The following is a 22,802-nucleotide window of genomic DNA, read 5'->3' on the forward strand; positions in this document are numbered from 1 at the left end:
GCCCCGCGCGCCGGCCGGGCGGTGAAGGCCGGCCGCAGAACGCCGGGCACCCCGGGGCGGCCGTACGGCACGGGGGTCCGTACGGCCGCGGGGGCGCCCTCCGCGGGGCCCGGTGGCGGAGCGACGCCCGTGCGGCCCTACCGCCTCCGCAGGACGCCGTGCGGCCGTACCGCCCCCGCAGGACCCCGCCCGGCCCCGCAGGGCCAGCCCGGCCCCGCAGGGCGACGCAGGGCCAACCCGGCCCCGCCCGGCCCCGCCGGGGCCGTACCCCGCACGACCCCGTACGACCTGAGGGACCGCTGAGGAGCGCGCGATGAGTGCCGCCAACACCACCACCCCTGCCAAGGTGCCGCCCCCGCGGCAGGCGCCGCCGCCACCACCGGACGTCCCGGGCCGTCCCCGCAAGCCGCGTGCGGCGGCCGGGGCCGCGGTGCCCTGGGGACTGCTCGCGCCCTGTCTGCTGGTCCTCGTCGTCGTCCTCGGCTATCCGCTGGTCCGTCTGGTCACGCTCTCGTTCCAGAAGTTCGGCCAGTCGCAGCTGTGGGGCTTCCAGCCGGCCGAGTCCGTCGGCTTCGACAACTTCGCCACCGTGCTGGGCGACAGCGAGTTCTGGGCGGTCGTCGTCCGCACCATCGTCTTCGCCGGCGGCAGCGTCATCTTCACGATGGTCGTCGGCATGCTGATCGCCCTGCTGCTCCAGCGGGTCTCCGGCTGGGTGAAGACGCTGGTCAACATCGCCCTCGTGGCCAGCTGGGGCATGCCCGTCATCGTGGCCACCACCGTCTTCAAATGGCTGTTCGACTCCGACTACGGCGTCTTCAACGCACTGCTGAGCAAGCTCCCCGGCGTCGACCTGGTCGGCCACAACTGGTTCGCCAGCGGGCCGCAGGGCCTCGCCGTGATCATGCTGCTCGTGGTGTGGGGCGCGGTGCCGTTCGTCGTCATCACCCTCGGCGCCGGACTCACCCAGGTGCCCAAGGAGATGGAGGAGGCGGCCCGCCTGGACGGCGCCGGCGCGTGGGGCGTCTTCCGCTACGTCACGCTGCCGATCCTCAAGCCGATCATCGTGATGCTGACGACCCTCTCCGTCATCTGGGACATGGGCGTCTTCCCCCAGGTGTTCGTCATGCGCAACGGCCACCCGGAGGCCGAGTTCCAGGTCCTCACCACGTACTCCTACGACAAGGCGTTCGTGGTCAACGACTACGGCCAGGGCTCCGCGATCGCCCTGGTCACCGTGGTGCTGCTGCTCGGCGTCGTCGCCGTCTACATGCGCCAGATGCTGAAGATCGGAGAGGTCGAATGAGCGCGACCGCCCTGCCCCCGAAGACCACCGCCGGTCCGGGAGCCACCGGGCCCAAGGCCGCCGGACGGGCCGCCGCGCCCCGGCGCGTGCGGCGCACCAGGGCCGGCTGGAACGTCCTCGGGCTGCTGGTCTTCCTGATCGTCGGCTTCCCGGTCTACTGGATGCTCAACACGGCGGTGAAGCCCGCCAAGGACGCCATCGACCCCGACCCCAGCCTGCTGCCGACCGGGCTGACCCTGTCCAACTTCCGCCGGGCGCTGGACATCGCCGACTTCTGGGGTCCGGTCGGCCGCAGCCTGATCGTCTCCCTGACCGTGGTGCTCATCGGCATCGCCGTCGGCATGCTGGCCGCGCTCGCCATCTCCCGGTTCGCCTTCCGCGGCCGCAAGGTGGTCATCGTCGCCATCCTGGCGGTGCAGATGATCCCGCTGGTCGCCATGATCATCCCGGTCTTCCTGCTCCTCAACGACCTCGACCAGTACGACAAGCTGTCCGGTCTGATCCTCACGTATCTGACCTTCATCCTCCCGTTCACGGTCTGGACCCTGCGCGGCTTCATCGTCAACATCCCGCGCGAACTGGAGGAGGCGGCCATGGTCGACGGCTGCTCCCGCACCGGCGCCTTCGTCCGCGTGGTCTTCCCGCTGCTCGCGCCCGGACTCGTCGCCACCTCCGTCTACGGCTTCATCCAGGCGTGGAACGAGTACCTCTACGCCCTGATGCTGATGAGCCAGCAGAAGCAGACCGCGACCGTCTGGCTCGCCAACTTCACCACCAAGCACGGCACCGAATACGCCCCCATGATGGCCGGAGCCACCATGATGGCCATACCGATCGTCGTGCTCTTCCTCCTCGTCCAGCGCAAGATGGCCGCGGGTCTCACCGCGGGCGCCGTGAAGGGATAACGCCACCCGATGACGACTTTCGCCAGCGGCACCGACACTCTCACGCGCGACGCCCTCACGGTCCTGCAGCCCGGATTCACCGGGACGACCGCCCCCGACTGGCTGCTGCGCCGGCTCGGCGAGGGGCTCGCCTCCGTCGGCCTCTTCGGCCGCAACATCGCCTCGCCCGCGCAGCTGGCCGCCCTCACCGCCCAGCTGCGCGCCGAACGCGACGACGTCCTCGTCGCGATCGACGAGGAGGGCGGCGACGTGACCCGCCTGGAGGTCCGCGCCGGTTCCTCCTTCCCCGGCAACCACGCCCTCGGCGCCGTCGACGACGTCGAACTGACGACCGAGGTGGCCCGCGAACTCGGCCGCCGGCTGGCCGCCTGCGGCGTCAACCTCAACTGGGCGCCCTCCGCGGACGTCAACTCCAACCCCGCCAACCCCGTCATCGGCGTCCGCTCCTTCGGCGCCGACCCGGAGCTGGTGGCCCGGCACACCGCCGCGTACGTCACCGGGCTGCAGTCCGCCGGGGTCGCCGCCTGCACCAAGCACTTCCCCGGGCACGGCGACACCGCGGTCGACTCCCACCTCGCGCTGCCGCGCATCGACGCGGACGCGGAGGTCCTGCGGGCGCGCGAACTCGCTCCGTTCCGGGCCGCGATCGGCGCCGGCACGAAGGCCGTGATGAGCGCCCACATCCTGGTCCCGGCCCTGGACGCGCAGCGCCCGGCGACCCTGTCCGGCGGCATCCTGACCGACCTGCTGCGCAAGGAACTCGGCTACGAGGGCCTGATCGTCACCGACGGCATGGAGATGCGGGCGATCGCCGCGACGTACGGCATCGAGCGGGGCAGCGCCCTCGCGATCGCCGCGGGTGCGGACGCCATCTGCGTGGGCGGGGGGCTCGCCGACGACGAGACGGTACGGCGGCTGCGGGACGCGCTGGTGGACGCGGTGCGCACCGGGGCGCTCGCCGAGTCGCGGCTGGCGGACGCGGCACGGAGGGTGCGGGAGCTGGCGGGGTGGACGGCGGGGGGTGTGGTGGCCGGTGCGTCCGCCGGTGCCGAGGGGCCGGGTGTGGACGTCGGCCTGATCGCCGCCCGGCGTGCGCTCACCGTGACCCGGTCGCCGGACTTCGTCCCGCTGACCGAGGCTCCGTACGTCGCCGCGTTCACGCCCGTCGCCAACATCGCGGTGGGCGACGAGACGCCGTGGGGTGTGGCGGCGGAGCTGGCCCGGCTGCTGCCGGGGACCGTGACGGGGGCGTTCACGGGGGAGAGCGCGGGGGTGGAGGCGCTGGCGGCGGCCGGGGGGCGGCGGGTGGTCGCGGTGGTGCGTGACGAGCACCGGTATCCCTGGATGGGGGAGGCGGTACGGACGCTGCTGGCTGCCCGCCCGGACACGGTGGTGGTGGAGATGGGCGTCCCGCAGGCCGCCCCCCGCGCCACGCTCCACGTGGCGACGCACGGGGCGGCGAGGGTCTGCGGCGTGGCAGCCGCGGAGGCGATCACGGGTTCGACGGCCTGAGGGCCCCCCGGGGATTTCCCCCGGCCCCCCACAAAAGATGCGCGGTCCCCCGCGCCCCTGAAAGCAGGGCCGCGCCCCTGCTTTCAGGGGCGCGGGGAACTGCGCGACCAGCCAAGAACCCGCCCGCACCCGTCAACGAGCCCCACCCACCCGAGCTCTCCCGCGCCCCTTCCCTCCCGGGCGCCCCGCCCTAAATCCCCTGCCACGCCGGCTTGTTGGTGAACGCGTGGCGGAAGTAGTCCGCCAGCTTCAGTTTCGACGCCGCCCCCTCGTCCACCACCACCGTCGCGTGTGCGTGCAACTGCAACGCCGACGCCGGACACACCGCCGCCACCGCCCCCTCCACCGTCGCCGCCACCGCATCCGCCTTCCCCTCGCCCGTGGCGAGCAGCACCAGATGCCGCGCTTCCAGAATCGTCCCGATCCCCTGCGTGATCACATGGTGCGGGACCTGCGCGATCTCCCCGTCGAAGAACCGCGCGTTGTCCACCCGCGTCTGCTCCGTCAACGTCTTGATCCGCGTCCGCGACGCCAGCGACGAGCACGGCTCGTTGAACCCGATGTGCCCGTCCGTCCCGATCCCCAGCAGCTGCAGGTCCACCCCGCCGGCCCCCGCCAGCGCCGCGTCGTACGTCTCGCACGCCGCCTGCACGTCCTCGGCCGTCCCGTCGGGCCCCATGAACGCGTCCATGCCGATCCCGAGCGGCCGGAGCACCTCGCGCGCGAGTACGGAGCGGTAGGACTCGGGGTGCTCGGCCGGCAGCCCCACGTACTCGTCGAGCTGGGCGATCCGCACCCGGGAGGTGTCCACCTCACCGGCGCGCACCTTCGCCCCGAGGGCCTGGTACACCGGCAGGGGGGTCGATCCGGTCGCCACGCCGAGCAGGGCGTCGGGCTTGCGCCCGACCAGCCGGACGATGGCTTCCGCGACGAGCTCGCCGCCCGCCGCGGCGTCGGGGACGATGACAACTTCCACGCTGGCCTGCCGATCTGCCGAGAGGGTCGCTATGTGGTTTAGACCAATCTAGCAGAGCGACCCCCGCCGGGGCAGGGCCCGCGAGGACCCCGCGCGAACACCGTGCCCACCCGACGCGACGTGCGGGAAAAGGCGAAAGAAACATCCCGTCATGCATGGACACACGCGCGTGCGGCCAGCGACAATGGGCCTTGGCCAGGCATGGTCTAGTCCACGCTTCCACCCTCCGAACGGACGCGCGGACGGGCCACTCACCGGCCGACGACCGCACTTCCGTCCTCCCCGCACAGGAGGGCGGACCGAGGAACCGGCGCTCTCTGCCCTGACTGCACCGGCTCCTCACCTTCGGCCGAACGGGACCGCACACCCACGGCCGATGCTGCTCCGGGCTGCGGTGCCGGGAGGGTTGAGGGTCCCTCCCAGGCGCCGCGGCCCGCGGGTGTCTCCGGTCCGCGAGTGCTTCCGGCCCGCGGGTGTCGCCGGCCCCGAATCGGGCGAATGCGGGCAGTGTCCGCACCCCCGGGTACGCTCGGCACGTGCCCTCCATGAACGAACTCGTACGCCAGCACACGGCCCTCGGCGACTCCGACCTCGAGTGGCTCCACCTGCTGGTCTCGGAGTGGCAGCTGCTCTCCGACCTCTCCTTCGCCGACCTCGTCCTGTGGGTCCCCACCAGCGACGGCACCCGGTACGTCTCGGTCGCCCAGATGCGCCCCAACACCGGCCCCACCTCGTACCAGGACGACATGGTCGGCCACCTCGTCCCGCGCGGCCGCCGCCCGCTGCTCGACGCCGCCCTGGACGAGGGGCGCATCGTCCGCGAGGGCGACCCCGAGTGGCGCGAGGAGGTCCCGGTCCGCGTCGAGTCCATCCCCGTACGGCGCGAGGGGCGTGTCCTCGGCGTCATCGCGCGCAACACCAACCTGCTCACCGTGCGCACCCCGAGCCGCCTCGAACTGACCTATCTCCAGAGCGCCTCCGACCTCGCCCAGATGATCGCGGCCGGCTCCTTCCCCTTCCCGGACCAGCAGGTCGACATGGACGCCGCCCCGCGCGTCGGCGACGGCCTGGTCCGGCTGGACGCGGACGGCATCGTCCAGTACGCCTCGCCCAACGCCCTGTCGGCGTACCACCGCATGGGCCTCGCCTCCGACCTCGTGGGTCATCACCTCGGGCAGACGACGGCCGAACTCGCGCCCACCCGGGGCCCGGTGGACGAGGCGCTGGCCAAGGTGGCCAGCGGCTGGGCGCCGCGCGAGTTCGAGATCGAGGCCAGGGACGGAGTGATCCAGTTCCGCGCCATCCCGCTCAAACCCAAGGGCGTGCGCATCGGTTCCCTGGTCCTGCTCCGGGATGTCACGGAACTGCGCCGCCGTGAGCGCGAGTTGATCACCAAGGACGCCACCATCCGGGAGATCCACCACCGGGTGAAGAACAACCTCCAGACGGTCGCCGCGCTGCTGCGGCTCCAGGCCCGCCGCATCGACTCCGAGCGGGGCCGGGAGGCGCTGGAGGAGGCCGTCCGCAGGGTCGGCTCGATCGCCATCGTCCATGAGACGCTGTCTCAGAACCTGGACGAGCGGGTGGAGTTCGACGAGATCGCCGACCGGGTGCTCGCCATGGTCGCCGAGATCTCCCCGGGCAAGGTCACCGGCCGGCGCACCGGACACTTCGGCATCCTGGACGCGGAGGTCGCCACTCCGCTCTCCATGGTCCTCACCGAAGTCCTGCAGAACGCCCTGGAGCACGGCTTCGGCCCGGGCGAGACCGGCGTGGTCGAGGTCTCGGCGGTCCGCGGGGGCACGTCGAAGGAGGCCCGGCTGCTGGTCACCGTGCAGGACGACGGGGTGGGTCTGCCCGAGGGCTTCGACCCGCACCGCTCGGGCAACCTCGGTCTGCAGATCGTCCGGACCCTGGTGGAGGGGGAGTTGGGCGGCACCTTCGACATGGTCCCGGCGGCGACCGGACGCGGCACCCGAGTCATCCTGGACATCCCCATCCGGGCCCAGAAGTAGCCCGGTGCGGCCGGGAGCCGGCCGTACCGGCGCGGGGTCGCACCGGAAAGCAGCGAGCCCCGGACCAGAAGGTCCGGGGCTCAACTACTGCTTGCTTCAAGCGCATCGGGGGTACTGCGCGCTGCGGCTCGGGGGCGGGAGATGCGTGCTCGCTGCACGCGCCGCCGGGCTCGGGCTCGTACGGGGTGGGTGTGTCAGGCGGAGGCCTGACGGGCCCGGTTGCGGGCGGCGCGGCGCTTCATGGCGCGGCGCTCGTCCTCGCTGAGACCACCCCAGACGCCGGAGTCCTGACCGGACTCGAGCGCCCACTGCAGACACTGATCCATCACGGGGCAGCGCCGGCAGACGGCCTTGGCTTCCTCGATCTGCAGCAGCGCAGGACCGGTGTTGCCGATGGGGAAGAACAGCTCGGGGTCTTCCTCGCGGCAAACGGCGTTGTGACGCCAGTCCATGGCTGCTACCTCTCCTTGGTATTACGTGCGGTTGCTTGTGAATGTGAACGCTTTCACGAATCCCCCGACAAGTGAAGGGCCGACCGTCAGCCACACTGCGGCGGTCCTGGTTTCGAGGAGGGATTCGGGCTCTTAGGGGGGCCGGTGTTGCGTGCCGTCCCGAGCGCCACGTAGAGACTCGCAAACCTCAGCGGCGGATACAACCCCTTCCGGAAAGTTTTTTTTGATTCCTTGGTGTCGACTAGGTCACAGCCGTACTTCCAAGGGGTGGACCCTGGCCTAAACGTTCGAGTGAAAGGACTTTGGCCCGTTCTGCTCACACAATCACACGCAGTGCACGGCGTACGCCTGTGAACGCCACGCTGGTACGCAGTCCGAGGTGGTCGCCGTCCATCTGGAGGGGCAGTGGCACCTTCGAATGCAAGGTGAAGTCCGTCAGGTCGTGCAGTGACACCGCATGCTTCCCGCGGGGTCCGCGCTCGGGGGACGAAGTGAGCAACTGGGTCGCATACCGGGCAACCGCGGCCGTCGACATACGGCTGAGCCCGAGGATGTCGAGTCCGGTATCGAACGAGGCCTTAGGTGACGCGTACACCGGGCGATTGCCGAGAAACGTCCACGGCGAGGTGTTGCAGATGATCGACAGCACCAGATCCGTGACCGGCTCCTCGCCGGGCCGCTCCAGTGTGATCGTTCCGTGCCGGCGGTGGGGTTCGTCCAGAAACTGACGGACGACCTGGCGCAGATACAGCGCATGGGTCGACCGCCGGCCCCGCTCGCGCTGCTGTTCGACCCGGCCGATCACGCCCGCGTCGAAGCCCAGCCCCGCGCAGAAGGTGAACCAGCGGGCCGACACCGACTCGTCGTCCGTGCCGGGCACGCCGGAGGCCCGGCCGAGGCCGATGGTGCGCTCGCTGCCCTCGCGCAGCGCGTCGAGCAGGGCGCCGGTGGCCTCCACGGCGTCGTTGGGCAGGCCGAGGGCGCGGGCGAAGACGTTGGTGGAGCCGCCCGGGACCACGGCGAGGCCGGGCAGTTCGTCCGGGTCGGGCCCGTGGTGCAGCAGGCCGTTGACGACCTCGTTGACCGTGCCGTCGCCGCCGAGGGCGACGACCAGGTCTATGTCCTCGCTCTCCGCGGCCTGCCTGCCGAGGTCGCGGGCGTGGCCGCGGTACTGGGTCATGACCGCCTCGAGCTTCATCTCGCTCGCCAGCGCGTGGATCAGGACGTCACGCGTACGTGCGCTTGTGGTGGTTGCCGCCGGATTGACCACGAGAAGTGCACGCATGCGATGCAGGTTACCTACCGGGTGGTACTCGGCCCAGCCCGAGGGTGTCCTCGGCCCCGGGGAACGGGCCGTGGAGTGGCCCGGCGCGGGACCCCCGGCGGCCGGAATGGGCCCGCACGTCAGGGCTACCCTTCAAGGGTGAGCGCTGAGCAGAAATCCGCCCCGGACACCGACCCCGCCGCCGAGAAGCCCGACGGTCCCGTCGGACCGCGTCCCGCGCGGCTGACCGCCGCGGCGGCGCTGTGCGCGCTGGAGGGGCTCGCCCTGGCCGCCGGCGGGGTGTGGATGCTCGTCCTGGGGGCGGCCGGCGACTCCGGCGACCGGCAGACGGGGATCACCGGCGGCGTCACGCTGGTCGTGCTCGCGCTGCTGCCGCTGCTGGCCGCGCGCGGGCTGCTGCTGCGGCGCGGCTGGAGCCGGGGGCCGGCCGTGATCACGCAGATCATGGCGCTGCCGGTGGCCTACAGCCTGTTGCAGGCCGACAGTGTGGCGATCCCCGCGGGCATCGTCCTCGCGGTGGTGGCGATCACGGCGCTGGTCCTGCTGGTCAACCCCGCGACGACGAAGGCACTGGGCATCAAGGGCCCGGGCCGCGCCGAACCGAAGTAGTACGACGACGCGGGGCCCGCGCTCCCGACGCCGTGCCCCGCCGCCCCCTACTCCTCCACCAGCAGCTTCTCCCGGAGCTGGGCCAGCGTGCGGGCCAGCAGGCGGGAGACGTGCATCTGCGAGATGCCGACCTCCTGCGCGATCTGCGACTGGGTCATGTTGGCGAAGAACCGCAGCAGCAGGATCCGCTTCTCGCGCGGCGGGAGGTCCTCGAGGAGCGGCTTGAGCGACTCCCGGTACTCCACGCCCTCCAGCGCCTCGTCCTCCGCGCCGAGCGTGTCCGCGACCGCCGGGGACTCGTCGTCGGTGTCGGGGACGTCCAGCGACAGCGTGGAGTACGCGTTGGCGGACTCCAGGCCCTCCAGCACCTCCTCCTCGGAGATGGCCAGCTTCTCGGCCAGCTCGTGCACCGTGGGGGAGCGGCCGTGCAGCTGGGAGAGTTCCGCCGTGGCCGTGGTGAGCGCCAGGCGCAGCTCCTGCAGCCGGCGCGGGACGCGCACCGCCCAGCCCTTGTCGCGGAAGTGCCGCTTGATCTCGCCGACCACCGTCGGCGTCGCGTACGTGGAGAACTCCACGCCCCGGTCGGGGTCGAACCGGTCGACCGACTTGATCAGCCCGATGGTGGCGACCTGTGTGAGGTCGTCCAGCGGCTCGCCGCGGTTGCGGAACCGGCGCGCGAGGTGCTCCACGAGCGGCAGATGCATCCGGACCAGCCGGTTGCGCAGCTCCGCGTACTCCGGGCTGCCCGCCGGCAGGGCGCGCAGTTCGACGAACATCGCCCGTGCGCCGCTGCGGTCCGTGGGGTCGTGCTGTGTGTGCTGCCCGTGTTGTGCGTGCTGCCCGGGCTGTGCGTGCTGCCCGTGCGGGGCGTGCTCCGTGTGCTGCGGGGTCTCCCGCACGCCCTGCTCGGCGTTCCGCTCGTGCTCGCTCATCGTCTGGCCCGTCACCCTTCCCCGAGCTCCCGACCCCGCTGGAACAGGGAAAACCCCGATCGACGCCGGTGTGGGCGCGCCACGGGAGACGCCCTCCTGCCCCCGCTGTCCGCCGGCCGGGACACCGACCGCGGAGGACTCCTCCTCCGGATGCGGCCGGGCCTGCTCGGGGATGCCGTCGATGCCCTCCGCCGCGCGCGGCGGCCCGCCCGGGCCGCCGTCGCCCTCGGCGGGCGGTTTCCGTGTGCCGCGCTGTTCGTCCCGCACCGGCCCGTCCCCGTTCGTCACGCCGGCCCGGGTCCCGCGCCGCGCTGTTTGTAGAGGCTGATGGACACGACCTTGTCGTCGGAGACCGCCGAGGAGACCTTGCCCGCCAGGGCCGACAGCACGGTCCAGGCGAACGTGTCGCGGGACGGGGCGTGGCCGTCGGTGGTCGGGGCCGACACCGTGACCTCGAGAGAGTCGTCGACCAGCCGGAAGACGCAGCTGAGCACCGAGCCGGGCACGGCCTGCTGGAGCAGGATCGCGCAGGCCTCGTCGACTGCGATGCGCAGGTCCTCGATCTCGTCGAGGGTGAAGTCCAAACGGGCCGCGAGACCGGCGGTGGCCGTGCGCAGCACCGACAGGTAGGCCCCGGCAGCCGGCAGCCGGACTTCCACGAAGTCCTGGGTCGCGGGATCGCCTGCGATCTGGGACACCCTCACCTCCAAGGTGGTACAAGCATTCTGGGGGCCGAGGGTCGCCCCTCGGGTGGCGCACCACTGGTGCAGCGGTGACGCTACCGCGCTCGGCGTTTTCTGTCCCCGGGACCCCAGCCCCTTGCTGTCACTCATAGTAAACACGCGAACACGCACAGTGGCTAGGGGGTGGGCGGGCCCAATTGGGAAGAGCGCGCGCCGGATTGACGTACCCAGACGTCAGACCGCCGAACCGTCCGGCTCAGGGTCGCACACGAGGCGACCGGATCGGGACGTTCAGACGAGGACGTGGTCGACGAAGCACCAGCGCCAGTCCTCCCCGGGCTCGAACGTACGCATCACGGGGTGCCCGCTCTCCTTGTAGTGCGCCGTGGCGTGCCGGTTGGGCGAGGAGTCGCAGCAGGCGACATGGCCGCACCCCAGGCACATCCGCAGCTGCACCGGGTGCGTGCCCTCCGCGAGGCACTCCTGGCACGTCTCGTGCGACGGTGCGGGTTCGGGGTGCGGCAGCGCGTCGGTGTGCGTGCACTGTTTCATGATTGCCAGGTTACGACGGGCCCGCGGGGGACCGCGCGGAGAATGAGGGCGGGCGCAGGACGATGCACGTATTCCCACTGCTGTTGCTGGTCGCGGGCAGTGCCGCGGTCGCCGGGGCGGCCCGGCGCACCGCCGTCCCCGCTCCGCTCCTCCTGGTCGCCGCCGGACTCGCGGTCTCCTACCTCCCCGGGGTGCCCGGCTACGCGCTCGACCCCGAGATCGTCCTGCCGCTGCTGCTGCCGCCCCTGCTCTACACGGCGGCCACCGACAGCTCCTACCTCGACCTGCGGGCCCAACGGCGGCCGATCATGCTGCTGTCGGTCGGCTACGTGCTCTTCGCCACCCTGGCCGTCGGCTGGGCGGCGTACCTGCTCATCCCGGGGCTGCCGCTGCCGGCCGCCCTGGTGCTGGGCGCGGTGGTGGCACCCCCGGACGCGGTGGCGGCGACCGCGGTGGCCCGCCGGCTCGGACTGCCCTCCCGGCTGACGACGATCCTCCAGGGCGAGTCCCTGGTGAACGACGCCACCGCGATCACCGCCTACAAGGTGGCGCTGGCCGCCGCCGTCGGCGAGGGCGCCACCTGGGCCGACGGCCTGGAGGAGTTCCTGCTCGCCGCGGTCGGCGGAGTCGTCGTCGGACTGCTCCTCATGGTGCCTCTGCACTGGCTGCGCACCCGCCTCAAGGAGGCGCTGCTGCAGAACACCCTCTCCCTGCTCATCCCGTTCGTCGCCTACGCGGTCGCCGAACAGCTGCACGCCTCCGGAGTGCTCGCCGTGGTCGTCGTCGCCCTCTACCTGGGCCACCACAACTGGGAGGTCGACTTCGCCACCCGGCTCCAGGAGGAGGCGGTGTGGAAGATGGTGGCGTTCCTGCTCGAGTCCTCGGTGTTCGCGCTCATCGGACTGCAGCTTCCCGTCGTCCTCAAGGGGCTCGGCGAGAACGAGGGCACCAGGGCGGCGGTCTACGCGGTCGTCATCTTCCTGGTGGTCGTCGCCGTCCGATTCGCCTGGGTGTTCCCCAGCACCTTCCTGCCCCGGGCGCTCTCCGCCCGCGTGCGGCGCAACGAGGAGAACCCCACCTGGAAGAGCCCGCTCATCATCGGCTGGGCCGGCATGCGCGGCGTGGTCTCGCTCGCCGTCGCCTTCTCCGTCCCGCTCACCGTGCACGGCGGCGCCCCCTTCCCCGAGCGGAACCTGATCCTCTTCCTGACGTTCACCACCGTGATCGGCACCCTGGTGGTGCAGGGCCTCACCCTGCCCCCGTTGATCCGCCGGCTCCGGCTGCCCCGGCCCGACCCGCAGAGCGAGACGCTCGCCGAGGCCAACGCCCAGGCGCAGGCCTCCCGCGCCGCCGAACAGCGCCTGCACGACCTCCTCACCGACGAGCGCAACGCCCTGCCGCCGCCCCTGGCCGACCGGCTGCGCGAGGTCATGGAGCGCCGCCGCAACGCCGTCTGGGAGCGCCTGGGCTCGGTCAACCCGGTCACCGGGGAGAGCGTCGACGACACCTACCGCCGGCTGTCCCGGGAGATGATCGGCGCCGAGCGGGAGATGTTCGTGAGGCTGCGCGACGGCCGCTACATCGACGACGAGATGCTCCGCACCCTGCTGCGCCGCCTCGACCTGGAGGAGGCGGCGGCGTACCGGGAGACCACCTGAGCCGTACCGTGTGCCTCAGGTGAAGGGGCGGCCGGTGACCACCGCCGCGAGTGTCGTCCCGCGCGGGAAGACGCCCTCTTCCGTCAGCGTGAGGAGCCCGGACAGCATTTTGGCCACATACAGCCGCTCGACGGGCAGCCCGTGCCGCTCCTCGAAGTCCTGTGCGAAGGCCTCCAGGGCGGGCGTCGTACGGCCGTAGCCGCCGCAGTGGAAGCGGTTCTCCAGCCACCAGTCGCCGCGCCGCCCGCCGAACGCCCGCTCCTGGAGGGCGGCCGTCTCACCGGCCAGGAAACCGCCCTTGAGCACCGCCACTCCCAGGGCCCGCTGTTCCGGGCCGAGCCCCGCCGCCAGCCCGGCCAGCGTGCCGCCGGTGCCGCACGCCACGGCGACGACGTCCGCACGGCCGCGCAGCTCCTCGCCGAGCGCCCGGCAGCCGCGCACGGCCCGGGAGTTGCTGCCGCCCTCGGGCACCACGTACGCGTCCTCGGCGCCCGCCGCGCGCAGCAGGGCGGCCAGCGTCTCCGGCTCGGTCTTGCGCCGGTACGCCGCCCGGTCGGTGAAGTGCAGCCGCATGCCGTCGGCCGCGCAGCGCGCCAGGGAGGCGTTGAGGGGCCGCCCGGCCAGCTCCTGCCCGCGCACCACCCCCACCGTCTCCAGCCCCAGCAGCCGGCCCGCGGCGGCGGTGGCGCGCAGGTGGTTGGAGTAGGCGCCCCCGAAGGTGACCACAAGCCGTCCGGCCGCCGCGGCGAGATTGGGCGCGAGCTTGCGCCACTTGTTGCCGACGATCTCCGGGTGGATCAGATCGTCCCGCTTCAGCACGAGCCGCACGCCGTGCCGTGCGAACCGCTCGTCCTCGACGTCCTGGAGGGGCGAGGGCAGCCGGGGGCGCAGGGCGGCGACGTCCGGCGGGCCGGGCGCGCCGGACGCGTCGGGGACGTGGGGGCCGGTCATCCGGCCATTGTCCGCGTACGTCCCGACGGCCGCCCACGCACCCGCCACGCGCGCGTGGCGGTCGGCGAGGGGCGGGGCGGACGGCAAGGGGGCCCCGCCCGTACGCGCCGGCGCGCCTACTTCAGCCGGTCCCCGATGCGCTTGCGCATCGACGCCATGGTGAACCCCCGCGGGTCTATCTTCCCCGGCTGCCACTCCAGGTGCCCGATCACGGACCGCTCCGTCCACCCGTGATGCCGGCACACCGCCGCCGAGACCCGCTCGATGGCCTCCAACTGTGCCTTGGGCCACGGGTCCTCGCCGTCGCCCAGGTTCTCGCACTCGAACCCGTAGAAGTGCCGGTTGCCGTCGGTGTTCGCCTCGTTGTCGTGCGGCAGCGCCTTCTCGGCGACGACCGCGCGCAGCACGTCGTCGTCCCCGAGCCCGGCGTGGTTGGCGCGGCCGTACCCGACGAGGTGGACCACGCCGTCCTTGGTGATCACCCCGTGGCACAGCGGCCCCGGCAGGCCCGAGTAGCCCTTGCGGCACAGCTCCACCGTGGCGGCGGCGCCCGAGGTGACCGTGTGATGGATCATCACGCCGTTCACCGGCCCCCAGGGGCCCTTGTGGTTGCGGTTGTGGTGCTTCCAGTCGCCGACCTCGACGACGGTGACGCCCTCGTCCCTGAGTGCGTGCAGGAACGCGGTCGCGGACATGGGTGAGGCCATGCCGCCTCCTCACGTGCGGTGGGCGGCCGCCTTCCGCGCCGCCCGGCAACGGACCTTGTACCGGGGACGGTCGCCCTCAACCACCGTTCGGACGGCGGTGCGAGGGGTTTCGGCCAGTGACGGGGACCCCCGGGCGGCAGCGGATCCGCAGTGTGCCCACACCCGCAATGATCCATTCCCCCTCTTTCGTGTAATAGCACCGCCACCGTCCGTGATGGAAGGCTTGTCCCCGCAGGTCAGTGCATCATCGGGAGGGCGAAAGTACATGTCGGTAGGCGAAGAGGTCCGCGCGGAGCAGACCCGTCCCCAGCAGAGTCTCGGCACATCCGCCGCGCGGAACCTGGCCACGACCACCAAGTCCGTGCCCCAGATGCAGGAGATCAGCTCGCGCTGGCTGCTGCGGATGCTGCCGTGGGTGGATCTTCAGGGCGGCACGTACCGGGTGAACCGCCGGCTCAGCTATGCCGTCGGAGACGGCCGTGTCACCTTCGTGAAGACCGGTGACCAGGTCAGTGTCATCCCCGCGGAGCTCGGCGAACTGCCGGCCCTGCGGTCGTACGACGACGAGGAGGTACTCGGCGAACTCGCCCAGCGCTGCAGGCAGCGCGAGATCGAGGCGGGCCAGATCATCGCCTCCTTCGGCAGCCAGGTCGACGAGGTGTTCCTCATCGCCCACGGCAAGGTCGAGAAGATCGGCAGCGGCCCCTACGGGGGCGACGTGGTGCTCGGAGTCCTCGCCGACGGCGCGTACTTCGGCGAGCAGACGCTCCTGGACCCGGAGGCGATCTGGGAGTACACGGCCCGCGCGGCCACCGCGTGCACCGTGCTCACGCTCCCGCGCCGGGACGTCGAACAGCTCGCGGAACGCTCCGACTCGCTGCGCGAACACCTGAGCAACCGCCGGTCGATCCCCGCGCAGCGCACCAACAAGTACGGCGAGAAGGAGGTCGACCTCTCCTCCGGCCACTCCGGCGAGGCGGACATCCCGCACACGTTCGTCGACTACGAGGCCGCCCCGCGCGAGTACGAACTGAGCATCGCCCAGACGGTGCTGCGCATCCACACGCGCGTGGCCGACCTCTACAACCAGCCCATGAACCAGACCGAGCAGCAGCTCCGGCTGACGGTCGAGGCGCTGAAGGAGCGCCAGGAACACGAGCTGGTCAACAACCGGGAGTTCGGGCTGCTGCACAACTGCGAGTACGACCAGCGGCTCCAGCCGCACGACGGCGTGCCCAGCCCGGACGACATGGACGAACTCCTCAGCCGCCGGCGCGGATCCAAACTGTTCCTCGCCCACCCCAAGGCCATCGCCGCCTTCGGCCGCGAGTGCAACAAGCGCGGACTCGTCCCCGAGAGCATCGACGTCGCGGGCAACCGCATCCCCACCTGGCGGGGGGTGCCCATCTTCCCGTGCAACAAGATCCCGGTCAGCGACACCCGGACGACCTCGATCATCTGCATGCGTACCGGAGAGGAGGAACAGGGCGTCATCGGGCTGCGGCAGTCGGGCATCCCGGACGAGATCGAGCCCAGCCTGTCGGTGCGCTTCATGGGCATCAACGAACAGGCCATCATCAAGTACCTGGTGACGGCCTACTACTCGGCGGCCGTCATGGTGCCCGACGCGCTCGGCATCCTGGAGAACGTCGAGATCGGCCGCTGGCAGTGACCTCGGCGCCGCGGCACGCAGTGTCCCCGCCCGAAGGGGCGGGTACACCCCGGGGGTACGCGCCCGGCACCGCTGCGGGCGTCACCGTCCGCCGGGCCGCCGGAGGGGAGACCCTCCGGACGGCCCGGCCCCGGCGAGGGGGAGGCACTCCATGGGTGAGTTCATGACGGACACCAGAAGGAACCCGGCAGGACCCGCCCAACCGGCGGACCTGCAGGCCCCGGCGGCGCCGGTGGAGGCCACCGGCCGGAGCACTCCCGCCCCCCGGGCGAGACCGGCCGTCCGCTCCGGGCCGGCCGACGGCCAGGAGGCCGCGGCGATCCTGGACCGCACCCGGACCGTGGTCGACCCGGAGCTACGGCGGGCGGTGGAGTCGCTGCCGCCGTCCATGCGCCGGATCGGGCTCTACCACTTCGGCTGGCAGCACGCGGACGGCAGTCCCGCCGCGGGCAACGCGGGCAAGGCCATACGGCCCGCGCTGGTGCTGACCGCGGCGGCGACGCTCGGCGGCCACCGGCAGGCGGCGGTCCGGGCCGCGGCCGCCGTGGAGCTGGTGCACAACTTCACCCTGCTCCACGACGACGTGATGGACCGGGACACCACCCGCCGGCACCGCCCCACCGCATGGACGGTGTTCGGCGACTCCGACGCGATCCTCGCCGGGGACGCGTTGCAGGCGCTCGCCCATCGGCTGCTCGCCGAGGACCCGCATCCGGCCTCCGCTGCCGCCGCCGCCCGGCTCGCCACCTGCGTCGTCGAACTGTGCGCCGGACAGCACGCGGACACGGCTCTGGAGAACCGCCGCCCCGAGGACGTCACCCTCGAGGAGGTGCTCGCCATGGCCGAGGCCAAGACGGGGGCACTGCTGGGCTGCGCCTGCGCGATGGGCGCGCTGTACGCGGGGGCGCCGCACGAGGAGGTCGAGGCGCTGGACGCCTTCGGCCGGCAGGCCGGTCTGGCCTTCCAGCTCATCGACGACGTCATCGGCATCTGGGGAGACCCGAGTCGCACCGGCAAGCCGGCCGGGGCGGATCTGATCGCCCGCAAGAAGTCCCTGCCGGTCGTCTCGGCGCTGGCCTCCGGCACCCCGGCGGCGGCCGAACTGGCCGAGCTCTACGCGGCCCCGTTCCAGGAGGGGGACCTGGAACGCACGGTGCTGGCCGTCGAGCACGCGGGCGGCCGCGACTGGGCGCAGGCCCAGGCCGCCGACCGGATGGCCCGGGCGGTGGACGAACTGTCCCGCGCGGTCCCGGACCCGGAATCGGCGGGCGGCCTCCTGGCCCTGGCCGAATTCGTGACCCGGCGCAGAACCTGAGGCACCTGGGGCAGCCCGCGGGGAACGGGCGGACCCAGGGGAAACGGGCAGGCCCGAGGGGAGGGTGGCCCGAGGAACGGGGGGAGTGAGAAGGCCCCGCGGGCGTACGGTCCCTGACCCCGTACGCCCGCGGACAGCCCCGGTCACTTCGGCTCGGCACCCGGTGCCGATAAGGTCAACACCCGTACATACTGGGGCTGTTGGCGGCGAAGGGGCGGGGCGATGGGTGTGGCGATCCGTAGGGCGGGGGAGGGGGACCGCGGGCTGGTCGTCCGGCTGCTGGACGAGGCGTTCCAGGACGACCCGGTCAGCGGGTGGGTCTTCCCCGGGGAGGACCACCGTCGTACCACGCACCACCGGCTGATGGCCGCCTTCACCGACATCGTGCTCGCCGAGGGCCGTATCGACCTCGTCGAGGACGGCACGGGGTGCGCGCTGTGGTTGTCCGTACCGGCGGCCGAGCCCGCCGACGCCGCCGACGCGGCGGGGGACGAGGCGGTGCGGCTGCGCGAGCAGGCCGATCCGGACAACGAGCGTGTCGAGTTGATCGCCCGGCTGATGGCCGAGGTGCACCCGGCGGGCCGGGCCCACGCGTATCTGTGGATGGTCGGTGTGACGCCCGGACATCAGGGCCGGGGCCTGGGCACGGCGCTGATCCGGCGGGCTCTGGACCGCTGCGACAGGGAGGGCCTGCCCGCCTATCTGGAGGCGAGCAGCCTGCGCAGCATCGGGCTGTACGAGCGGCTGGGCTTCGCCGCCACCGGCCGCACCCTCGACCTGCCCGACGGCCCGCGCATGTGGCCGATGTGGCGCGAGCCGCGCGGCTGATCCGCCCTCAGGCGTCGCCGCGGGGCTGGTTGAAGCGCAGCATGTTGCCGGCCGGGTCGCGGAAGGCGCAGTCGCGCACCCCGTACGGCTGGTCCATGGGCTCCTGGAGCACCTCGGCGCCGGAGGCCTCGACGCGGGCGAAGAGGGCGTCGCAGTCGTCGGTGGAGAAGATGACGCCGCGCAGCAGCCCCTTGGCGAGGAGTTCGGCCATGGCCTGGCGGTCGGCGGGGGAGGCGTCCGGGTTGGCGGCCGGCGGTTCGAGCACGATCTCCACCCCGGGCTGGACCGGCGAGCCGACGGTCACCCAGCGCATCCCCTCGAACCCGACGTCGTTGCGGACCTCCAGGCCGAGGACGTCGCGGTAGAAGGCGAGTGCCTTGTCGTGGTCGTCGACGGCGATGAAGCACTGCGAGAGTCTGACATCCATGCGCCCACGCTAACCCGGGGGCAGCCGGAACCGGCGGGTCAGGACGGCTCGGTGAACCGAGGCGGCGCCCCGACGCGCAGCGGACGGGTCAGGTTCTTCGCCACGCACGGCGGGATCGGCGCGCTCTCCTCGTGCGGGCGGGCCCGGTAGGCGCTCGGCGTCTCCCCCACGAGCTGCGTGAACCGGGAGCTGAACGACCCGAGCGAGGTGCAGCCGACCGCGAGGCACACCTCGGTCACCGTCAGATCGCCCCGCCTCAGCAGGGCCTTGGCGCGCTCGACACGGCGGGTCATCAGGTAGCCGTAGGGGGTCTCCCCGTAGGCGGCGCGGAACCGGCGTTGGAAGTGCCCGGCGGACATCAGCGCCGTCCGGGCCAGCTCCGCCATGTCCAGCGGCTCGGCGTACTCCCGGTCCATCCGGTCCCGCGCCCGCCGCAACCGCACCAGTTCGTCGAGGTCCACGCCGCCAGCATCGCACGCCCCCGGCCCACCGGGGAGAGGCCGGGGGAACAGCGCGTCACCGCCCGGCCGGGGGCGGGCGGAATACCCCTGGGGGTATGCCTGTTAGGGTGAAGCAACAGATACCCCGGGGGGTACAGCGTCCGGAAGGAGTCATGAGCCGTGTTCTTCGTCGACACCCTGGAATTCGAGGGACTGGGCAACCGCAGCTATCTGGCCGGCGGGTCCGACGCGGCGGTGGTCGTGGACCCGCCGCGGGACATCGACCAGGTCATGGCCGCGGCGGCCCGCCGCGGGGTGCGCATCGCCTTCGTGGCCGAGACCCATGTGCACAACGACTACGTCACCGGCGGCCTGGAGCTGGCGCGTCTCACCGGCGCCCGCTACCTGGTGCCGGCCGCGGCGCACGTGTCGTTCGAGCGCACCCCGGTCGCCGACGGCGACACGGTGACGGTGGACGAGGGCTTGGCGCTGCGCGCCCTCGCCACTCCCGGGCACACCCCGCACCACACCTCCTACGCCCTGACCGAGGGCGGCCGCGGTGTGGCGGTGTTCACCGGCGGCTCGCTGCTCATCGGCACCGTCGGCCGTCCGGACCTGGTCGAGCCGCGGCTGACCGAGCAGCTGGCCCGCGCACAACACGCCTCCGCCCACCGGCTGGCCGACGAGCTGGACGACGAGGTGCCGGTGCTGCCCACGCACGGGTTCGGCAGCTTCTGCTCCTCCTCGCAGGCCGAGGGGGACGCGACCACGATCGGCAGGGAGCGCGAGACCAATGACGCGCTGACCCTGGACGTGGACACCTTCGTGACCCGGATGCTCGCCGGGCTGGAGGACGTGCCCGCCTACTACGCGCACATGGCCCCGGCCAACGCCGCGGGCCCGGCCCCGGTCGACCTCACCCCGCCGAGGCGGGCGGACGCCGAGGAGATCGCCTCCCGGCTGGCCGCGGGCGAGTGGGTGGTGGACCTGCGCAGCCGCACGGCCTTCGCCGAGGGGCACGTGGCCGGGTCGTTCAACTTCGAGGGCGAGGGAAAGCTCGCCACCTATCTGGCCTGGCTGATCCCGTGGGGCAGGCCCGTCACCCTGCTCGCCGAGGATCCGGAGCAGCTCGCCGCCGCGCAGCGGGAGCTGACCCGGGTGGGCATCGACCGCCCGGGCGCCGCCGCCACCGGCGACCCGGCCGGCTGGATCCGCGAGGGCGAGCGGCTCGCCTCCTTCCCCCGCGCCCGCTTCGCCGACCTCGCCGACGTGCGTGAGCGCGGCGACGACGTGGTCGTCCTGGACGTGCGCCGGGGCTCGGAGCGCGCGGGCGGCCGCATCGACGGCTCGGTCCACATCCCGATCCACGAGCTGTACGGCCGCGTCGGCGACGTACCGCCCGGGACGGTGTGGGTGCACTGCGCCGGCGGGATGCGCGCGGCGATCGCCGCCTCCCTGCTCGACGCCGCGGGCCGCGACGTGGTCGCCGTCGACGACGGCTTCGACGCCGCCACGGAGGCGGGACTGACCCTCACTCGTCCCGACGGCGCCGACTGACGCGCCCGTCCGGTGTCCTGACGGCATCGGCCGGCGCGTCCGTCCGTCGTCCTGACGGCATCGGCCGGCGCGCCCTTCCGTCGTCCCGACGGCACCGACCGGTGCGCCCTTCCGTCGTCCCGACGGCACCGACCGGTGCCCCCTCCGCGTCCCGTCCTCCGTACGAAAGCGATCACACGATGTTCTCCCTTCTCCGCCGCGGCCCCGGCCGTCCCACGTCCCGGCTGTCTCCCCAGCCGGTGCCCGGGGCCGGTGTCATGGCGTGAGTGTGCTGATACTCGCCCTGATCGCGGGGGCGGTGGTCGGGCTCGCGCTCGGCGCGCTCGGCGGGGGCGGCAGCGTCCTGGCGGTGCCCGCGCTGATCTACCTGCTCGGCTTCACACCGGCCGCCGCGACCACCGCCGGTCTGATCATCGTCACGGCAACCTCGCTCACCGCCCTGTACGCCCACGCCCGCGACGGCAACGTCCGCTGGAGAGCCGGTGCCCTGTTCGCCGCGGCCGGACTCCTGCCCGCGGCCGCGGCGGGAGCCGCGGCATCCCGCCTGCCCCAGCCGGTGCTGACCGCCGCGTTCGCTGTCGTCGCCGCCCTCGCCGCCGTCGGGATGCTGCGCCCCAGCCCCAGCCCCAGCCCCAGCCCCAACCGCACCGCTACCACCGGCCCAGCGGCCGGCGGGGCGGGGCCCGCCAGGGCCGCCGGTGCCGGTGCGGGGCTGGGCGCGCTGACCGGTCTGCTCGGTGTCGGCGGCGGCTTCCTCGCCGTACCGGCCCTGGTCACCGTGCTGGTGTTCGAGATGCAGGCCGCCGTGGGTACCAGCCTGCTGGTCATCTCGGCGAACTCGCTGGCTTCCCTGGCCACCCGCGGCGCCACCACCGCGGGTGTCGACTGGGCGGTGCTCGGCCCCTTCACCGGGGCGGCGATCCTGGGCGCCTGGGACGGCAAGCGCCTGGCCGCCAAGGTCACCGGCACCCTGCTGCGACGCATCTTCGCCGTCGTCCTGCTGGCCGTGGCGGCCTTCATGCTCGTCGACGCCCTCGTCTGACGGGGCTTGACATGCGACCGGGCGCCGCGGACCGCGGGTCAGGCGAGGGAGAGGAACAGCTTCTCCAGCCGGGAACGCATCTGCTCCCGGTCGCCGGAGGCGGCCATGTCCGCGTCGGTCAGGCAGTGCTCCAGACCGGTGGCGATGATCGCGAAGCCGGCCTTGTCGAGGGCCCGGGACGCCGCGGCGAGCTGGGTGACGACGTCCTCGCAGTCCCGCCCCTCCTCGATCATCCTGATCACCCCGGCGATCTGGCCCTGCGCCCGGCGCAGCCGGTTGACCACGGCCTTCAGTTCCTCGGCCGCCATCGTCAGTTCCACAACCCACGCTCCCCTCGAGATACCCCCTTGGGTATCCTATTCGACGGGGTAACCCGAACCAAGCAAAGGAAAGTCCCCGTGGCACCCACCACTCTCACCGCCGATCAGGCCGGCGCCCGCCTGCACGAACTGACCGTCATAGACGTGCGCACCCCCGGCGAATACGCCTCCGGCCACCTGCCCGGCGCCCACAACATCCCCCTCGACCACCTCGATGCCGCCCTCCCCGCCCTGAGGACGGCCGCGGACAGCGGCGAACTCCTCCTCGTGTGCGCCTCCGGTGCCCGCTCCGCGACCGCCTGCCGGCGCCTGGCCGACCAGGGCATCACCGCGGCCACGCTCACCGGCGGCACCACCGCGTGGGCGCGGCTCGGCCACGACATCCACCGGCCTGCCGGCACCCGCACCACCTGGGTCATGGAGCGTCAGGTCCGCCTCGCCGCCGGAACACTGGTCCTGACCGGCCTGCTCGCCGGCCGGCGCTGGAACGGGGCCCGTTGGCTCTCCGCGGGCGTCGCCGGCGGCCTGGTCTTCTCCGCCCTCACCGACACCTGCGGCATGGCCAGGATCCTCGCCACGCTCCCCCACAACCGGCCCCGGGCGACGGATCTGGAGACCACCCTCGCCGGACTGCTGAACGGCTGACGCCCCCTCTCGA

23 protein-coding genes are annotated in these 22,802 nt (G+C 72.6%); 12 read left to right on the top strand and 11 right to left on the bottom strand.

Features of this window, described 5'->3' with window-relative positions:
* Window positions 1–313: 313 nt before the first annotated feature.
* From OIE12_RS21960 to OIE12_RS21970, 3 genes are read left to right on the top strand one after another with little or no spacing between them, the layout of a single operon-like run.
* Window positions 314–1,306, top strand: coding sequence for a carbohydrate ABC transporter permease (locus tag OIE12_RS21960; protein WP_329137893.1), 993 nt, complete (start codon window positions 314–316; stop codon window positions 1,304–1,306).
* Window positions 1,303–2,211, top strand: a complete 909-nt coding sequence (locus OIE12_RS21965; RefSeq protein WP_443053881.1) for a carbohydrate ABC transporter permease — start codon at window positions 1,303–1,305, stop codon at window positions 2,209–2,211. Before OIE12_RS21960 ends, OIE12_RS21965 begins: the two co-directional genes overlap by 4 nt.
* Window positions 2,212–2,220: 9 nt before the next feature.
* Window positions 2,221–3,723 (top strand): glycoside hydrolase family 3 protein, encoded by a 1,503-nt coding sequence (locus OIE12_RS21970; RefSeq protein ID WP_329137896.1) that lies wholly within the window; start codon window positions 2,221–2,223, stop codon window positions 3,721–3,723.
* A 190-nt stretch (window positions 3,724–3,913) separates the two neighbouring features.
* Here the strand turns inward: OIE12_RS21970 and nagB are convergent, their stop codons facing one another.
* Window positions 3,914–4,699 carry a glucosamine-6-phosphate deaminase gene (nagB, locus tag OIE12_RS21975; protein WP_329137898.1) on the bottom strand — a complete coding sequence of 262 codons (786 nt, stop codon included), beginning with the start codon at window positions 4,697–4,699 and terminating at the stop codon, window positions 3,914–3,916.
* 536 nt (window positions 4,700–5,235) lie between these two features.
* Between nagB and OIE12_RS21980 the strand changes: the two genes are divergently transcribed.
* Window positions 5,236–6,714, top strand: coding sequence for a sensor histidine kinase (locus OIE12_RS21980; RefSeq protein WP_329137900.1), 1,479 nt, complete (start codon window positions 5,236–5,238; stop codon window positions 6,712–6,714).
* 194 nt (window positions 6,715–6,908) lie between these two features.
* On the opposite strand, the gene OIE12_RS21985 is transcribed toward OIE12_RS21980, so the two are convergent.
* Both OIE12_RS21985 and OIE12_RS21990 read right to left on the bottom strand, forming a co-directional pair.
* Complete coding sequence (locus OIE12_RS21985; protein WP_006142322.1) at window positions 6,909–7,166, bottom strand: WhiB family transcriptional regulator; 258 nt, start codon at window positions 7,164–7,166, stop codon at window positions 6,909–6,911.
* A gap of 316 nt (window positions 7,167–7,482) precedes the next feature.
* On the bottom strand, window positions 7,483–8,451 hold the full coding sequence (locus tag OIE12_RS21990) for a diacylglycerol/lipid kinase family protein (protein WP_329137903.1): 969 nt from the start codon (window positions 8,449–8,451) through the stop codon (window positions 7,483–7,485).
* A gap of 138 nt (window positions 8,452–8,589) precedes the next feature.
* On the opposite strand from OIE12_RS21990, the gene OIE12_RS21995 reads away from it, so the two are divergent.
* The gene (locus tag OIE12_RS21995) at window positions 8,590–9,060 is read left to right on the top strand and encodes a hypothetical protein (RefSeq protein ID WP_329137905.1); all 471 of its coding nucleotides are present in this window, start codon (window positions 8,590–8,592) and stop codon (window positions 9,058–9,060) included.
* A gap of 47 nt (window positions 9,061–9,107) precedes the next feature.
* On the opposite strand, the gene OIE12_RS22000 is transcribed toward OIE12_RS21995, so the two are convergent.
* The 3 genes from OIE12_RS22000 to OIE12_RS22010 form a co-directional block, all read right to left on the bottom strand.
* Entirely contained in the window at window positions 9,108–10,280 is a 1,173-nt protein-coding gene (locus OIE12_RS22000) for an RNA polymerase sigma factor SigF (RefSeq protein ID WP_329137906.1), read from the bottom strand.
* On the bottom strand, window positions 10,277–10,690 hold the full coding sequence (locus tag OIE12_RS22005; protein WP_006142326.1) for a hypothetical protein: 414 nt from the start codon (window positions 10,688–10,690) through the stop codon (window positions 10,277–10,279). The genes OIE12_RS22000 and OIE12_RS22005 overlap by 4 nt, the downstream gene beginning before the upstream one ends.
* Before the next feature lie 276 nt (window positions 10,691–10,966).
* A complete protein-coding gene (locus tag OIE12_RS22010) occupies window positions 10,967–11,227 on the bottom strand; it encodes a UBP-type zinc finger domain-containing protein (RefSeq protein WP_006142327.1) in 261 nt (86 codons plus the stop codon).
* Between the two features lie 62 nt (window positions 11,228–11,289).
* Between OIE12_RS22010 and OIE12_RS22015 the strand changes: the two genes are divergently transcribed.
* Window positions 11,290–12,885 carry a Na+/H+ antiporter gene (locus OIE12_RS22015; RefSeq protein WP_329137908.1) on the top strand — a complete coding sequence of 532 codons (1,596 nt, stop codon included), beginning with the start codon at window positions 11,290–11,292 and terminating at the stop codon, window positions 12,883–12,885.
* A 15-nt stretch (window positions 12,886–12,900) separates the two neighbouring features.
* Here OIE12_RS22015 and OIE12_RS22020 read toward each other — a convergent pair whose 3' ends face one another.
* Together OIE12_RS22020 and OIE12_RS22025 are read right to left on the bottom strand one after the other, a co-directional pair.
* Window positions 12,901–13,836, bottom strand: coding sequence for a 1-aminocyclopropane-1-carboxylate deaminase/D-cysteine desulfhydrase (locus OIE12_RS22020; RefSeq protein WP_329137910.1), 936 nt, complete (start codon window positions 13,834–13,836; stop codon window positions 12,901–12,903).
* Between the two features lie 116 nt (window positions 13,837–13,952).
* A complete protein-coding gene (locus OIE12_RS22025) occupies window positions 13,953–14,543 on the bottom strand; it encodes an N-acetylmuramoyl-L-alanine amidase (protein ID WP_329137912.1) in 591 nt (196 codons plus the stop codon).
* A 265-nt stretch (window positions 14,544–14,808) separates the two neighbouring features.
* Here OIE12_RS22025 and OIE12_RS22030 point away from each other — a divergent pair, with 265 nt between their 5' ends.
* From OIE12_RS22030 to OIE12_RS22040, 3 genes are all read left to right on the top strand, one after another.
* Complete coding sequence (locus OIE12_RS22030) at window positions 14,809–16,215, top strand: family 2B encapsulin nanocompartment shell protein (RefSeq protein ID WP_329137914.1); 1,407 nt, start codon at window positions 14,809–14,811, stop codon at window positions 16,213–16,215.
* Between the two features lie 151 nt (window positions 16,216–16,366).
* Window positions 16,367–17,530: a family 2 encapsulin nanocompartment cargo protein polyprenyl transferase gene (locus tag OIE12_RS22035; protein ID WP_329137916.1), complete on the top strand. Its 1,164-nt coding sequence runs from the start codon at window positions 16,367–16,369 to the stop codon at window positions 17,528–17,530.
* Window positions 17,531–17,752: 222 nt separating this feature from the next.
* On the top strand, window positions 17,753–18,358 hold the full coding sequence (locus OIE12_RS22040; RefSeq protein WP_329137918.1) for a GNAT family N-acetyltransferase: 606 nt from the start codon (window positions 17,753–17,755) through the stop codon (window positions 18,356–18,358).
* A 7-nt stretch (window positions 18,359–18,365) separates the two neighbouring features.
* Here OIE12_RS22040 and OIE12_RS22045 read toward each other — a convergent pair whose 3' ends face one another.
* Complete coding sequence (locus tag OIE12_RS22045) at window positions 18,366–18,785, bottom strand: VOC family protein (RefSeq protein ID WP_329137920.1); 420 nt, start codon at window positions 18,783–18,785, stop codon at window positions 18,366–18,368.
* 38 nt (window positions 18,786–18,823) lie between these two features.
* A complete protein-coding gene (locus OIE12_RS22050; RefSeq protein WP_443054065.1) occupies window positions 18,824–19,201 on the bottom strand; it encodes a helix-turn-helix transcriptional regulator in 378 nt (125 codons plus the stop codon).
* A gap of 204 nt (window positions 19,202–19,405) precedes the next feature.
* Here OIE12_RS22050 and OIE12_RS22055 point away from each other — a divergent pair, with 204 nt between their 5' ends.
* Entirely contained in the window at window positions 19,406–20,782 is a 1,377-nt protein-coding gene (locus tag OIE12_RS22055; protein ID WP_329137925.1) for an MBL fold metallo-hydrolase, read from the top strand.
* A 262-nt stretch (window positions 20,783–21,044) separates the two neighbouring features.
* A complete protein-coding gene (locus tag OIE12_RS22060; protein ID WP_329137926.1) occupies window positions 21,045–21,824 on the top strand; it encodes a sulfite exporter TauE/SafE family protein in 780 nt (259 codons plus the stop codon).
* Window positions 21,825–21,862: 38 nt separating this feature from the next.
* On the opposite strand, the gene OIE12_RS22065 is transcribed toward OIE12_RS22060, so the two are convergent.
* Window positions 21,863–22,144 carry a metal-sensitive transcriptional regulator gene (locus OIE12_RS22065; protein WP_329137928.1) on the bottom strand — a complete coding sequence of 94 codons (282 nt, stop codon included), beginning with the start codon at window positions 22,142–22,144 and terminating at the stop codon, window positions 21,863–21,865.
* Between the two features lie 78 nt (window positions 22,145–22,222).
* Here OIE12_RS22065 and OIE12_RS22070 point away from each other — a divergent pair, with 78 nt between their 5' ends.
* On the top strand, window positions 22,223–22,789 hold the full coding sequence (locus OIE12_RS22070; protein WP_329137930.1) for a rhodanese-like domain-containing protein: 567 nt from the start codon (window positions 22,223–22,225) through the stop codon (window positions 22,787–22,789).
* Window positions 22,790–22,802: the final 13 nt, after the last annotated feature.

This window comes from Streptomyces sp. NBC_00670 (assembly GCF_036226765.1).
In the GTDB taxonomy this organism is placed as follows: Bacteria; Actinomycetota; Actinomycetes; order Streptomycetales; family Streptomycetaceae; genus Streptomyces.

Bases quoted from the DNA above. Each gene is read 5' to 3' on its own strand.
- OIE12_RS22010 (WP_006142327.1), bottom strand. From the start codon at position 11,227: ATGAAACAGTGCACGCACACCGACGCGCTGCCGCACCCCGAACCCGCA.
- OIE12_RS21960 (WP_329137893.1), top strand. From the start codon at position 314: ATGAGTGCCGCCAACACCACCACCCCTGCCAAGGTGCCGCCCCCGCGG.
- OIE12_RS21965 (WP_443053881.1), top strand. From the start codon at position 1,303: ATGAGCGCGACCGCCCTGCCCCCGAAGACCACCGCCGGTCCGGGAGCC.
- OIE12_RS21990 (WP_329137903.1), bottom strand. From the start codon at position 8,451: ATGCGTGCACTTCTCGTGGTCAATCCGGCGGCAACCACCACAAGCGCA.
- OIE12_RS22040 (WP_329137918.1), top strand. From the start codon at position 17,753: ATGGGTGTGGCGATCCGTAGGGCGGGGGAGGGGGACCGCGGGCTGGTC.
- OIE12_RS22025 (WP_329137912.1), bottom strand. From the start codon at position 14,543: ATGGCCTCACCCATGTCCGCGACCGCGTTCCTGCACGCACTCAGGGAC.
- OIE12_RS22015 (WP_329137908.1), top strand. From the start codon at position 11,290: ATGCACGTATTCCCACTGCTGTTGCTGGTCGCGGGCAGTGCCGCGGTC.
- OIE12_RS21985 (WP_006142322.1), bottom strand. From the start codon at position 7,166: ATGGACTGGCGTCACAACGCCGTTTGCCGCGAGGAAGACCCCGAGCTG.
- OIE12_RS22045 (WP_329137920.1), bottom strand. From the start codon at position 18,785: ATGGATGTCAGACTCTCGCAGTGCTTCATCGCCGTCGACGACCACGAC.
- OIE12_RS22050 (WP_443054065.1), bottom strand. From the start codon at position 19,201: ATGGACCGGGAGTACGCCGAGCCGCTGGACATGGCGGAGCTGGCCCGG.
- OIE12_RS21970 (WP_329137896.1), top strand. From the start codon at position 2,221: ATGACGACTTTCGCCAGCGGCACCGACACTCTCACGCGCGACGCCCTC.
- OIE12_RS22020 (WP_329137910.1), bottom strand. From the start codon at position 13,836: ATGACCGGCCCCCACGTCCCCGACGCGTCCGGCGCGCCCGGCCCGCCG.
- OIE12_RS22035 (WP_329137916.1), top strand. From the start codon at position 16,367: ATGGGTGAGTTCATGACGGACACCAGAAGGAACCCGGCAGGACCCGCC.
- OIE12_RS22030 (WP_329137914.1), top strand. From the start codon at position 14,809: ATGTCGGTAGGCGAAGAGGTCCGCGCGGAGCAGACCCGTCCCCAGCAG.